Source organism: Bacillus sp. sid0103 (assembly GCF_019219025.1).
Genome location: NZ_JAHUWN010000151.1, coordinates 1 through 255, shown reverse-complemented (window position 1 = coordinate 255; position 255 = coordinate 1). Strand labels below are relative to the sequence as shown.

The following is a 255-nucleotide window of genomic DNA, read 5'->3' as shown; positions in this document are numbered from 1 at the left end:
GAGTATAGACACCACTCTAACTCAAAACCTTAAGGAGGAACCCTTATATGAATTTTAAGATGCAAGACAAACAAAATCAACTAATTGAGAGAATTTCAGATAAACACCTTGTGGTTGGTGTAGATATAGCCCAAGAACTCCACGTAGCTAGAGCTGTAAATTTCCGTGGAATAATAGTTGGTGATTCTCTTACATTTGAAAATAATGAAGAGGGTTTTGCTAGTTTACTACAATGGATTAACCAGTTAAAAACCT

General features: G+C 34.9%; 1 pseudogene. It reads left to right on the top strand.

The annotated features are described in order from the left end of the window. Window positions 1-47: 47 nt before the first annotated feature. Window positions 48-255 (top strand): annotated as a pseudogene (locus KW850_RS32915) (IS110 family RNA-guided transposase); the annotation flags it as partial.